11 protein-coding genes are annotated in these 12,561 nt (G+C 43.4%); 10 read left to right on the forward strand and 1 reads right to left on the reverse strand.

Annotation, left to right across the window (positions count from 1 at the left end):
• Positions 1 to 12: 12 nt before the first annotated feature.
• Genes hisC through QNM16_RS25970 form a run of 10 tightly spaced genes read left to right on the forward strand, consistent with a single transcriptional unit; the run spans position 13 to position 11,747 of the window.
• Complete coding sequence (hisC, locus tag QNM16_RS25925; protein ID WP_284023099.1) at positions 13 to 1,122, forward strand: histidinol-phosphate transaminase; 1,110 nt, start codon at positions 13 to 15, stop codon at positions 1,120 to 1,122.
• Positions 1,119 to 2,381, forward strand: coding sequence for an ATP-grasp domain-containing protein (locus QNM16_RS25930; RefSeq protein ID WP_284023100.1), 1,263 nt, complete (start codon positions 1,119 to 1,121; stop codon positions 2,379 to 2,381). The genes hisC and QNM16_RS25930 overlap by 4 nt, the downstream gene beginning before the upstream one ends.
• Positions 2,378 to 3,691: an ATP-grasp domain-containing protein gene (locus tag QNM16_RS25935; protein WP_284023101.1), complete on the forward strand. Its 1,314-nt coding sequence runs from the start codon at positions 2,378 to 2,380 to the stop codon at positions 3,689 to 3,691. The genes QNM16_RS25930 and QNM16_RS25935 overlap by 4 nt, the downstream gene beginning before the upstream one ends.
• Positions 3,692 to 3,733: 42 nt before the next feature.
• Positions 3,734 to 4,477: an iron-containing redox enzyme family protein gene (locus QNM16_RS25940; RefSeq protein ID WP_284023102.1), complete on the forward strand. Its 744-nt coding sequence runs from the start codon at positions 3,734 to 3,736 to the stop codon at positions 4,475 to 4,477.
• Positions 4,478 to 4,530: 53 nt separating this feature from the next.
• Entirely contained in the window at positions 4,531 to 4,812 is a 282-nt protein-coding gene (locus tag QNM16_RS25945; RefSeq protein ID WP_284023103.1) for a 2Fe-2S iron-sulfur cluster-binding protein, read from the forward strand.
• An 8-nt stretch (positions 4,813 to 4,820) separates the two neighbouring features.
• On the forward strand, positions 4,821 to 7,892 hold the full coding sequence (locus QNM16_RS25950; RefSeq protein ID WP_284023104.1) for an efflux RND transporter permease subunit: 3,072 nt from the start codon (positions 4,821 to 4,823) through the stop codon (positions 7,890 to 7,892).
• On the forward strand, positions 7,885 to 8,904 hold the full coding sequence (locus QNM16_RS25955; RefSeq protein ID WP_284023105.1) for an efflux RND transporter periplasmic adaptor subunit: 1,020 nt from the start codon (positions 7,885 to 7,887) through the stop codon (positions 8,902 to 8,904). Before QNM16_RS25950 ends, QNM16_RS25955 begins: the two co-directional genes overlap by 8 nt.
• Before the next feature lie 19 nt (positions 8,905 to 8,923).
• Entirely contained in the window at positions 8,924 to 9,820 is an 897-nt protein-coding gene (locus QNM16_RS25960; protein WP_284023106.1) for a PhzF family phenazine biosynthesis protein, read from the forward strand.
• Positions 9,820 to 10,536, forward strand: a complete 717-nt coding sequence (locus tag QNM16_RS25965; protein WP_284023107.1) for an alpha/beta fold hydrolase — start codon at positions 9,820 to 9,822, stop codon at positions 10,534 to 10,536. Before QNM16_RS25960 ends, QNM16_RS25965 begins: the two co-directional genes overlap by 1 nt.
• The gene (locus tag QNM16_RS25970) at positions 10,533 to 11,747 is read left to right on the forward strand and encodes an MFS transporter (RefSeq protein ID WP_284023108.1); all 1,215 of its coding nucleotides are present in this window, start codon (positions 10,533 to 10,535) and stop codon (positions 11,745 to 11,747) included. Before QNM16_RS25965 ends, QNM16_RS25970 begins: the two co-directional genes overlap by 4 nt.
• 138 nt (positions 11,748 to 11,885) lie before the next feature.
• Here QNM16_RS25970 and yrfG read toward each other — a convergent pair whose 3' ends face one another.
• On the reverse strand, positions 11,886 to 12,557 hold the full coding sequence (yrfG, locus tag QNM16_RS25975; protein ID WP_284023109.1) for a GMP/IMP nucleotidase: 672 nt from the start codon (positions 12,555 to 12,557) through the stop codon (positions 11,886 to 11,888).
• Positions 12,558 to 12,561 lie beyond the last annotated feature (4 nt).

The raw sequence follows: 12,561 nt of genomic DNA on the forward strand, positions 1-12,561 counted from the left end.
TAAGGAGCAAGGATGAGCTACGCAGATTTAATTGATCAAACAATTCATAGTTTGAAGCCATATAAAGCTGGGCTAACTAAGCAGCAATTGATGCGGGAAACTGGTGCCCAGACGGTCAGTAAGTTTGCCAGCAATGAGAGCCCAATTGTATTGAGTAAAGGGATCCGCGAAGCGATCTTGTGTGAATTGGATGATGCTCATGCTTACCCCGACTATCAAGCGTTGATCTCTCAGATAGCAGAGTATGTCAATGTTGGCTGTGATCAAGTGTTACTGGGCAATGGCTCTATTGATGTGATTGAACTGGCGTTTAGATTGGTGAGTAGAAAGGGGGCACATTTACTGTGTGCGCAATATGGCTATTCAGCTTACCCCTTATTGGCAAAAGCCTGTGGTCTTGAGGTGAACAGTGTTTCCTCTTTACCTAATTTTGGTTTTGACCTTCCAAGTCTTGCAGCTCATCTCGATCAAGATACGGCCATTGTTGCCATTGATAGCCCGAGTAATATGGCCGGTGCAACAGTGGCGGTAGCACAATTAGATTTATTCCTCTCTCAAGTGCGTAAAGAAACCATTGTGGTGTTGGATCAAGCGTATATTGAGTTTTGTTCACAAGACAGCGCCATAGAGACCGTTAAATTACTCAAAAAGTATCCGAATCTTTTGATTACTCGCACCTTTTCTAAAGGCTTTGGCTTGGCTGGATTGCGGATTGGTTATGGACTGGCAAATCCAGAGTTGATTGAGTGGCTACAGCGTTTGCAGCGACCTTTCCCACTGGCTGGTATTGCTGTCAAAGCAGCCCAACAAGCTTTACTTGAACGTGAGCATCTAGCGCAAATTGTCCAAGCTGTTGAAGAAGGTAAGCAGTACTTAAAGGAAGCGCTAGCTAATATGGGGCTAAAGGTTATCGATGGTGAGGGGAACTTTTTACTTATTAATGCGGGTGAGCAAGCCTTAGCACTGAATGAATATTTGTTATCTAAGGGGCTAATTATTCGCCCAATGAACAGCTATGGCCGCCCTGATCTGTTACGTATATCTCCTGCAAATGCAGTGGATAACTTACGCTTAGTGACGCATTTACAAGCTTTTTTTCAGTCTTTGGAAGTCACATCATGAACATTGTAATTCTCAATAACTTTTGGCAATACGAAAATAGCGACCGGTGGGACTTTGAGCTCGTTGAGTATGACAAGTGGTTTTGTCATCAAAGTTACCATATTACCTATATTGTGAATGAACGTGGACGTTCGTGTGTAACTGCACCAGAAAGCTTGTGCAGTATATATGAAGTAACGGACTTTAAAGATGCTGCCCAGCTTGAAGCTATCATGGCGGAGGTTATCGCGTGTCATGGCCCTGTGGATAGAGTGATTGCGTTTTCAGAGAATTTGCTCACACCGGCGGCAATGTTGCGTGAAAAATTTGCCATTTTTGGTCCTAAACAACAAGAAACTGAGCGCTTTAGAAATAAAGTGGTGATGAAAGAACTGGTGGCTCGCGCGGGTTTACGAGTGCCTAAGTTCATTGGTTTGGCACAGGATGTGTCTGGTATCGCATCGCCATTAGCGCGGTTTATCGCTGAGGTAGGTTTTCCACTGATCTTAAAGCCGGTTGATGGTGCTTCCAGCATCGGTGTAAAGCGTATTGACAGCCAGCAACAGCTAGATTTGGCATTAGAAGGTTGCACACAAGGACAGTGGCAACTTGAGGAGTTTATCGAAGGTGAGGTGTATCACGTCGATGGTTTAGTAGATGCACAGGGACAGATTTTATTCAGTGTTTCAAGTCGATACATAAATACGTGTTTAGAGTTTAGTTTTGTATCACCGCTTGGCTCGACCATGGTAGACCCAAACAGTGAACTACATCAGCATTTAGAACAATTTTCACAAGCCAGTCTGGATGCACTTACACTCATCAATAGTGCGTTTCATTTAGAGGTGTTTGTTACAGCGGACAACGAAATCATTTTCCTTGAAGTAGGCGCACGTGTAGCCGGTGCCGACGTGCCCTACGTGATTGCACATAATACAGGGATAAACCTGTTCTCACACTGGGTCGATTTGATCGTTAATCAACATACCGAAATTCAGCCAACTTATCGTGGCTTGGGGGCATGGCTTATGTTTGGCTTGCCAGAGCAATTACCGCAAAAAGTACTCGGTGTTTCGCAATTCATGGGTCGAGTCAGCTCTGTGTATCGCCAATTTTTACCTGAATCACAAAGCTTGTTATTTAAAGAAGGTGGATATTGCTCTTTGCAATCTGGACGCTTTTTATTCTCAAATCAATGCGCTTTGAGTTTGCAGGCTGATGTGAATTATGTCGTCGAGCAGTTCCAAATTGAATTACAACCTGTGGAGGAGTCTCAATGAAAAAACCAGCGTTATTAATCATGGCTCATCAGGGTCGTTCATATATCAAATTGTTGCAAAAACACCTTGATGAACTGAATGTTACCTGCTTGGTTGTCAGCTCAATACCCAGATCTGATGCCGATTTGAAGCTTTTACAGCAGCACAGTGAACAGGTGTGGGTGACAGATCAGCATGCTATTACTGAAGACGATTTATTTAGTGTTTTGGCACTGGCACAAAAAGACTACGAGATACTCAGTGTATTGGCTACCTTCGAAGCTTATCGATTGCTGATGGCTAAGGCCAATGCCACGTTAGGTCACACGGATGCCGACCCACAAGCATTGGCATTGTGTATGGATAAATTGGCATGTCGACAAAAGTTATTTGCATTGAACTTAAGCAAAGTAGACTCACGCCTGATCGCCAATGAAGCTGACTTAGATGCACTGCATAAATCACAGAGTGCTTATTTTATTAAACCACGCCGTGGAGCAGGCTCATTTGCATGTTTTAAGTTAACGCCTGAGTTGAACATAAAAAAGCTACAAGAACTTGAACAGCAAATGCGCCATGATAAACAATTTAGTGCGATTTTTAACGGCATGTTTGACTTTATGGCTGAGAGTTATATCCATGGCGATGAGTATAGTTTTGAAACCATTGTCCTGAATGATGACGCTTATGTTATTGGCGTGCATGCAAAGTATCTTGAAGAGAGCAAAGGAACCACCTTAGAAGTCAGTAATTCATTACCTGCTACAACATTATCCGATGAACAACAGCGTTCGGGAGAGCAGTTTATTCGTCAATGTATACGTGGATTAGGGCTCTCACAGGGGGCTTACCACATCGAGACGCGTTTTAATGCTCAAAGTGATGAGTGGGAGATCATTGAAATCAACGCCCGAATGGGTGGGGCACTTATCAATCAGTCAGTGGAAACGTTCACTGAGGGTGAGTCCATTCTAAAGCTGTGGGTTGAACTTTTATGTACCACACAGTCTCAGCAGCGATTAGCTGATAAGTTGTCTGCATTGACGGAAAGCCACAGACGCGCGAAAGCGTTAGTGAAAACAGGCAGTGTGTTCATTAGTCGCTATGGTGAGCCCGGTAAAACTTTGCTGCATTTTAGCGCAGAGTCCATTCCTACTCAGCCGGACATTATTGATATGCCGATCCCACTTGGCACGCAATTACCTAAGTCAGACCGAGGCATTTTCTTATGCAATGCGTTATGGAAAGTTGCAATTGACGATTTAGCCAATGCCTTGACGTATTTACCTACGCAATTCGATGAGCATATCGAGGTTGCATACGCCGATTAATCATTACTCAATTACCATTAAAAAAATAGAAGGAATTCTAAAATGAATCGAATTAAAAACTGCGGGATAGAGCGTCCTCAACCGTTTTATAGCCTAGAACAAGGTCAGGAAGTTAGAAACCGCTTGGACAGCTATTTAGATAAAAAAATGGAAGAATGGAAACGTGATGTACCTTATGCAAGTCACTTGGAAGGAAATAAAGTGGATAGCGCGTGGTACAGAAGACATACAATCGAGCATGTATGGCGAATTCGTTTAAGCCGTTCTGCGCACTGTAAAGCGCTACATGCGATTACCAAAGTGTCACCAGAAGCCGCTCAGCTTTATGCAGAGTATCAGGCTGAAGAAATGAACCATGACACATTATTCTTCCAAGACTGTGAGGCACTAGGTGTAACTAAAGAAGAGCTCTTAAGCACGGAGCCACTATTGGCAACTCGCTTACTACAGGGATTTTTCTACTTCATTTCTGAACATGAAGATCCACTTGGTGTAGTAGCTTCAAGTTACTTGGTCGAGTACACAACGGCAAAATTGACACCTAAGCAGATCACATCAATGAAGGAATCTATTGGTGAAGAAAAGATCCAGGGTCAACTTGCTCACATCAACACTGATTTAGGTGAAGATCACGCGGGTGAAATGTGGCGTATTTTGCGTTACCTCATTAATTCTGAAGCAGATGTTGAAAAAGTACTCCGTTATTTTGATGATATTCAAACCATTCTTGCGATGTACTTCAAAGAACTTTACGAATTGACCGTTGCAGATTCAAAAGCAGCTTAATGTTTGTCTTGGCTGGGCCTGCGTGGCCCAGTTATGTAAAAAAGGAGTTACCTATGCATAGAGTGGTCATTAATTCTACCAACGAACAATTTAATTTGCCGGACAAAGCTTACCTGACAGATGCAGAAGAGTTACAGGTCAATGGCTTGAAATTTGGTTGCCGTAAAGGCGCATGTGGCATATGCGTGATCGAAATTGTAAAAGGGATGACGAATTTAAGCTCAGTTGACAAAAAGGAAGATGCGTTTTTAAAACGTTTAGGGCACTGCCCATCTCGTGTGCGCCTCGCTTGCAAATGCCAATTACTTGGCGATATTGAAATTACTCCTGTTTAGTAGCGCTTATGTCCATATTATCGAAAAACATTGAAAACCCCGGGGTGAGTATTGTGATTTGCTTCATTGCTGTTTTTTTAGGCTTTGTTGCATTGACCAGTTTGCCTGTTAAGTTGCTACCCGATACGACGTCCGCAGCCTTAAAAATAGAAACTCATTGGCGCTCTGCATCGCCCTATGAAATTGAGTCAAATATATTAGAAAAACAAGAAAGATTGCTGCGCGATATTCCTGGTATTCAAGAAATGGTAAGTACAGCGTACCAAGGCCGAGGTGTGATATCTCTGACGGTGGGCAATGATGTTGACCGCACTGAAATGCTCGTGAATGTGTTGAGTAAACTCAATAATGTTAAAAAATTTCCCATTGATGCCGATCCGCCAAAGGTAAAATCATTTTCAGCTGCTGAATCATTGATTTTTATGTTTCTTAGAAGGCTTGAGGGCAATGATACAGCCATAGATGATTATCAAAAATTAGTTGAATTAAATGTACGCAGCAAGCTGGAATCGATAGCAGGCGTGGCTGGCGTCGAAACCTTTATTGGCGCTCAACGTGAATACCAAATTATAGTAGACCCATTGAAAGCCGCAGCGTTAGGTATTTCTCTGCCCGCTATTGCCAGTCGCTTGACTAATTACCATGATATTACTAGCGGCACCATGGATGTGGGCAGAAAGCAGTATTTACTGCGTTTACAGGCAAGTAATGAGCCTGAGCAATTAAAGCAATTAGTCTTAGAATGGCGTGATGGTAACCCAGTGCGTTTATCAGACATCGGTGATGTGCAGATCACGCGAGGCAAGCGAGGCAGCTTTGCCATATTTAATGGCGAGCCAGCCATTGGTTTAAGGTTAACCAGAGCACCAGAAGCCAACGTATTAGCCACTTTAACTCAGGTATTTTCCACCATTGATGAGCTCAACGGAGGTATTTTGGCTGATAACCAGCTGAAAATTGAAAAGTCATTTGATCCTTCGGTGTTTATTAATCGCGCTATCTTAATGGTTTCATCCAACATCATATTGGGCATCATTATGGCTATGGCGCTGTTGCTGCTCTTTTTTAAGCGCTGGCAACCCACTTTAATCATAGGTGTGACTGTACCGATTTCTCTAATTGTGAGCTTTATTGCTTTGCAGTTATTTGGCCGCACATTAAATGTGATTACTTTAGCGGGGATTGCATTTGCTAGTGGCTTGGTGATGGATAATGCAATTGTTGTATTGGAAAGTATTTCAACACTAAAAGAGCGAGGACATAGCTTAGTATCAGCCTGTATTGAAGGCGTGCGTAAAGTTTGGACTGCGCTATTGGCTTCAACCGTTACCACAGTAGTAATATTTATGCCTATTGCTTTGTCTGGGAGCGCCGAGACAGAACTGTTTTCAGATTTAGCTATTGCTGTAGCAACGGCCGTGATAACTTCGTTGTTTGTGGCAATATTCATTGTGCCGCTACTGTGCAAAACAGTCGCAAAGCCACAGCAAGAAAATACTCAGCAGCAAGGTGCATCAAACAACTTGAACTGGTTGAGAAAAGTCACTGACAGCCGTAAGCAGCAACTCAGTTGGGTCGCAGTTTTACTAGTCAGTCCGGTCGTAGTCTTCTTGACTATGCTGCCCCCTTTGGATTATTTGCCCCCACTAAAGAAAGACTCGATAGACTCGTTTATTCGTTTTCCTGCCAGTGCACATTTAGATTTGATTGAGCAAGAGATTGTGCTGCCAATGGCAGAGCGTTTAGAACCGTACCTTGATGGCAAGGCTGAGCCCAATGTGAAAAATTACTACATTGCCGTATCGCCTGGCATTATGTCTATGGGTACTCGGGCGCAAGACCAAACTGAAATTAATGCTCTGAAGTCGTTGATCAGCAGTGAAATTACTTCAGGGTTTCCGGATACGAGGGCGTTTACCACACAAGGCTCGATCACGGGTAAATTTGGTGGTAATCGCAGTTTTACATTTCACCTCCAAAGTGAGCGTATAGAGCAATCAGCCGCCGGTGTCAGTAAAGTTAAGGCGATGCTTAAAGAAGCTATGCCTGGTGCTGTTATTCGTATTTCCCCTTCGTTGAGTGCATTTAAACCAGAGTTGACCATTTCAGTTAACAATGAACGACTTAGCGAGCTGGGTTGGCAGTATACTGAGTTTCAGAACGTAGTGCAGATGTTGGGTGACGGTTATTACATTGGGGAACATTTTGATGGCCAGACGCGCATTAATAAATTACTCAAAACAAGTGACACCGACAGTCCCCTTAAACTGGCGCAGACACCATTACTCGGTTATGGCGGCACCCAGCATTACTTTTCAGACATTGCGCGTATCACTGAGTCAAATTCCCTTCTTAAGGTACAGCGAGTAGATCGTCGAAGAGCAGTGTCCTTAACCGTGATCCCACCTGATGATCTGACTTTGGGTGAAGCGGTTACGCAGGTTGAGCGATTACGGGCAAACATGTTGGCAGCGTTACCAGAGGATGCCGCAATTTTAATGGGTCAAACGGCCAATAAATTAAATCACTCAGTGAGTAACTTAGTATTATTGATGGGGCTGGCCATTGTGATGCTGTTTATGATTGTGGCGGTTATTCTTCGTTCTCTACAAGCCAGTTTCATGGTCACGCTCACTTTACCTTTGGGCGCTATTGGAGGGGTGCTTTTGCTGAATCTACTGAATGTATTTACGAAGCAAACTTTGGACCTACTGACGATTATCGGTTTTATTATTCTTGGCGGGCTGGTGGTAAATAATGCCATTTTATTGCTATGTGCATATCGCGATCACATTGTGGCAGAGGGTATGCAAGTTAAAGAGGCGGTTTATCAAGCGGTAGCGCAAAGAAAGCGACCTATTTTAATCAGTACTTTGACCAGTATATTTGGCATGTTGCCATTACTATTAAACCCAGGAATAGGCTCTGAGATTTATCGTGGTCTGAGCGCGGTCGTGGTAGGTGGGATGAGCTTTAGTTTATTGTTTTCATTTATTTTAATTCCATGTTTATTGTTGCTGTTTAAACCCTATGCAGGGGAGAAAGGCACTGTAGCTACAGAGGCTGTTCAATATGCTTAAGTTATTATTTATTATTACTTTAATGTGCACATCTATTGCTCATGCGCAGCAAAGTGTTAAAACCAGTGCTGTTGTTTCGCAAAAAATGGCGCGCTCTTTTACCTCTATTGCTGAAGTGGTGACATTGCAAGAAGTCGATATTGCGATGGAAGTTGAAGGCAAGCTGGAGTGGGTTGCCCAAGTTGGAGCTGTGGTGAAACAGGGAGAGCTTGTTGCGCGCTTAGATGGACGTTTGTATGAATTACAATATGCCAGTCATTTAGAATATATGGAAGAGCTGGCTTTGCAGCGTACATTTGCGCAGCGTGAAGTCGAGCGAAAAACGCGCTTGCATCGAGAAAAAGGTCTATCGGAGCAAGAGTTAGATGATGTAAAACAAAAATTAGCCCTATTAACACAGCAAGTTAAAAAAGCTGAGGTTGATAAACAGCTCTATCAATTAAATGTGCAACGTAGCCAAGTATTGGCACCATTTGATGGCCAAGTGGTCACGCGAAAAAAAGTCAAAGGGGCATTTGTTGAGGCAGGAGATGCGTTACTGACATTGGTAGACATCTACAATAAGGAAATAAGTGCCAAAGTGCCTGTGGCGAAATCTGCTGGGCTATTTACGGGTAATACTCAGGTCATAATTGATACGCCAACAGGCAATATTACAGGCCAACTAAAATCTGTGGTGCAGGCTGGTGATGAGCATTCTAGACTCGCAGAAGTTCGTATTACTGCTGAGCAGCCATTGCCGCCAATTGCGATGCCTTTGAACGTGACTTTCACGACACAATATGATGAGACTGTATGGCAGGTCCCCAAAGATGCATTGATATCCAAGAATAATCAGTACTTTGTTTATCAGGTGGATGAGAACAAGCTCGCGAATAAAGTGGTTGTTCAGGTGCAAAGTGATACTGGCAGTCACAGCCTTTTAGTGACGGGACCATTGCACGCAGACAGGGAAGTGATCGTGCGCGGCGCAGAGCAAGTGGTGATGGATAAGCCAGTTGTTAAACTTTAGCCAATCAAAGGAATTATCAGTGCCAGCTAGTTATCATTCAAATTTACAGGTTTTTCATTGTAACGTGTTTTGTGATCAGCCCTACAGTGGGAATCAAGCGACGGTTGTTTGTTGCCAGACGTCGGTGAGCGAAGACACTATGCAATTGTTAGCTCGGGAGTTTAATACCCCCGAAACGATGTTTGTTTCCCCCTCCAGCTTGGGGATTTCGGTACGTTATTTCACCCCGAAAAAAGAGGTGAATAGCTGTGCACATGGCACATTGGCAGTAGCTTCTGTGGCGTTTGCATGTGGTTACAATCAGGCATCAAACTGGGTCGAATTACAAACCAACAATGGCAAGATCCGTTGTCATCAAATTATTGATGGGCAAGGCACGCATTATGCGTTTTCAGCATCGCAACCTCAGTATGAAGTGTTGGCTAAGTGTGACTCTGCGTTAGCAGATAGCTTGGGACTGAATTCGGAAGGGGAACATAGGGCCTATTTGACCTATTTTTCCCAGTCGGCCCCAAGACTATTACTTCACCTTGATGAAGCGCAGCTTATGTCTCTTTCACCAAACTGGGAAAGGTTATATCAGGCTCAACAACGGTTAAATACAACGGCGGTATTTGCATTCTCTTGGCAGCCTGAACAACCAAACTATCTAAAAGGGAGAATGTTTTCTCCATTAATGGGGATTAATGAAGATCCTGTCAATGGCAACTCTGTGATTGCGTTCAGCAGTGTGTTAAACCATTTATGTCAATGTGTAGGGCTGCCGCTACCTAAAGACATCTATGCACATCAGGGTTTTGCTTTTGATAGGCAAGGTGTTGTGCGTGTGACATTGCCATCCAATAATGAGCAACCTGATCAGGTACGTTTAGCTGGTCAGGTTCTTCTACTATATCATTTCACGATGGATATTTAATGATTGACTTAAAAGTGCAGCGTCTAGCTATGGTACCGGGAACACAGTGCAATGATAGGTTATGGGAACGTGTTATGCCTTTGCTTGGTGACCATGTAAACCCTTGTCATGTCGCCATAGAGCAGTGTACTACTCGAACACATATGTTGGATAAAATTGGTGATGAACTTAATCCATCAGGTCACTTGCTGGGATTTTCGATGGGCGGTTACTTAGCACTAGAGTACGCATTAGCTAACCCAGATAGAGTCGATTCCTTGGTATTAATTGCCAGTAGTGCGTTTGGTTTAAATAGAGAGGAAAAGCAAGCGCGAGATGCAATGAGCACCTTCTTAAAAACAAACACCTACTCAGGCATGTCAACTGGCCGTATACGACAATTTATTAGCTCAAAACGATGGCAAGATAAGGCGCTTGTTAATGTGGTTAAAGAGATGGATAAAACACTGGGAGGCGCAACATTACTTAATCAAGTGCAAGAAACATCTGATAGGGAAGATTTAAGTGCGAGATTAGGCAGCTTAACGTGCCGGGTATTGGTTATTGCGGCACAAGACGATCAGAAAGTATCTAGTCAAGACTTACAGCGTATGGCCGACATGCTACCTAATGCCCAGCTAACGGTGTTCAATGATTGTGGTCATATGGTGCCGTTGGAGCAACCAGAAGCACTGGCTGAGCGACTTAACCAATTTTTTTCGGGAAAGGGGCAATGAAAAAGAATTTAGCCTATCTGTATGGAGCAACCTTTTTCAGCGGTCTGGGAACGGGCATGCTCTTGGTGCTTGTGAATTGGATCATTTTGAAAACATATGGCAGTTCAACGCTCATAGGTGGGCTGACTGCCGCCTCTTATTTTGTGTGTTTCATTGCGCTACCACAAGTCTCGCTGTGGTTAGATAAGTTCATTAAGCGCAAACTATTGGGCAGTATATATGTTGTGGCCGGTTTGATGCAGTTGCTGTTTGCCGCCCTGTTGTTTGTTGGCGTTGAATTATTATATGTCATTATGGCTAGCACCATCATGTCGGTGTTAGTAAGAATGAGCGACCAAATGGCACGTTTGGCAATTGCGCAGTCAATTGCACCTGAGGGTGAAATACGCCAAGTAAGTCGTCATTTAGAGGTGGTGCGTCAAGGTATTACTTTAGTATCTGGTGCAATCACAGCTTGGTTTATTAACGAGTTATCCATGCAGACAATGTTGATTGTTGATGCACTCACGTATTTTATGGGGTTGCTTCTATTGCTGCAACTGGCTCCAACTCGTGAAGATTCTCCAGCGCGAGTAGATGCAGTAAAGCAGTCTCGTGTCGAGGCGTTTAAAGAGAGCGTGGCATTTTTTAGTCAACATCAATACTTTTTCTTTTTAATGATATTCTCCATTGCAATCTATGTGATGATCCTAGCCCAAAATGCATTGCACCCAGCTCATGTAGAACAAATTTTGCAAGAAGGTGGGGAGACCTATGCCATTATTGGCGCTGTATTTGGTTTGGGGGCATTGTTGGGGCCAGCCATTTCATCCGCTTTTCACAAGTATGCAGTGAATAAAGAATTTATCATTAGCTTTGGGTTTGGCATATACATCGCCGCTAATATGACCATTGTGTTGATCCCGCATATTTGGGCAACGTATATAAGCCTAGTTTTATTTTCTGCTAGCCATTCATTGATACGGGTTGAGCGAATGGCATTTATGATGGAATACACACCTAAAGATATCATTGGTCGAATTAGCGGAAGTTTTGAGCTCATTGGTTTATCGCTAGTTATTTTCTTCACCGCAAGTATCGGTTTCATTATTGATACTTTGGGAGCCCAGGCAGCTTGGTTTGCAATGTTGCTATTGCTCTTGGTGAACTTTATATGTTTATTGGCTTGTATCCTGAAAGGCCGAAGACATGCTGTCTTGAAGAAAGTGTGAGTAAGCATGCATGCAATGTGTATGTTGGTTAGCCCTCTAGCACATGAGTCCGTGTCGAGTATGTCTGAGATTATTTTGAAAATTTAGGTTTTGCGAAGCCACTGTATAGTGGCTTATTTGCGTGCTATTGATCGCACGTTATGTGATGGGTAACAGTGTACGGTAGTCACTGATTGCCATATAGTCGGTGATCTCTTTTGGAGGTTGTCGACTGTCTGGGTTGTTGATAGCAAGCAGGTGGCCAATACCATATTCTTTCGCAGCAGCTAAAACACTTAAGCTATCGTCCACAAATAAAGTCCGCGATTTATCAAAGCTAAGGTCTGCTTGCACTTGCTGCCAAAGAGACTGACTTTCTTTACTAACACCGTATTCATGGGTTGAAATGATTTTGTCCAAGTAGCCATCGAATTGCGTGCCAATGAGCTGGGTGCGCTCTATTTTAAGGCTTAAGCTATCTGGATGGGCATTGGTAAGTAGGACTAATTCTTTACCTGCATCTTTGAGCGCCTGTAAAAAGTCTGGCACATCCTCTCTGAGCGAAATGAGATGTTCCACTTCGCGCTTGAGTTCCATAATCGGTAGCTGAAGTTCTGCTTGCCAGTAATCAAGGCAATACCATTCAATCTGTCCTGTTACTGCTTCATATCTGGCAAGAATATCTGCACGAGCTTGTTCGAGCGTAAGGCCCTGTCTGAGTGCATGGGCTTTGGGGATGATCTCCAACCAAAAGTGGTTATCAAAATGGAGATCTAAAAGTGTGCCGTCCATATCGAGTAAGACGGTATCGATTTTTGACCAATTTAGCATAGGC

The sequence above is a fragment of the Pseudoalteromonas umbrosa genome, assembly GCF_030125375.1.
GTDB lineage: Bacteria > Pseudomonadota > Gammaproteobacteria > Enterobacterales > Alteromonadaceae > Pseudoalteromonas > Pseudoalteromonas umbrosa.

Coding starts and splice junctions, on each gene's coding strand:
- hisC (WP_284023099.1), top strand. CDS start 13: ATGAGCTACGCAGATTTAATTGATCAAACAATTCATAGTTTGAAGCCA.
- QNM16_RS25930 (WP_284023100.1), top strand. CDS start 1,119: ATGAACATTGTAATTCTCAATAACTTTTGGCAATACGAAAATAGCGAC.
- QNM16_RS25935 (WP_284023101.1), top strand. CDS start 2,378: ATGAAAAAACCAGCGTTATTAATCATGGCTCATCAGGGTCGTTCATAT.
- QNM16_RS25940 (WP_284023102.1), top strand. CDS start 3,734: ATGAATCGAATTAAAAACTGCGGGATAGAGCGTCCTCAACCGTTTTAT.
- QNM16_RS25945 (WP_284023103.1), top strand. CDS start 4,531: ATGCATAGAGTGGTCATTAATTCTACCAACGAACAATTTAATTTGCCG.
- QNM16_RS25950 (WP_284023104.1), top strand. CDS start 4,821: ATGTCCATATTATCGAAAAACATTGAAAACCCCGGGGTGAGTATTGTG.
- QNM16_RS25955 (WP_284023105.1), top strand. CDS start 7,885: ATGCTTAAGTTATTATTTATTATTACTTTAATGTGCACATCTATTGCT.
- QNM16_RS25965 (WP_284023107.1), top strand. CDS start 9,820: ATGATTGACTTAAAAGTGCAGCGTCTAGCTATGGTACCGGGAACACAG.
- QNM16_RS25970 (WP_284023108.1), top strand. CDS start 10,533: ATGAAAAAGAATTTAGCCTATCTGTATGGAGCAACCTTTTTCAGCGGT.
- yrfG (WP_284023109.1), bottom strand. CDS start 12,557: ATGCTAAATTGGTCAAAAATCGATACCGTCTTACTCGATATGGACGGC.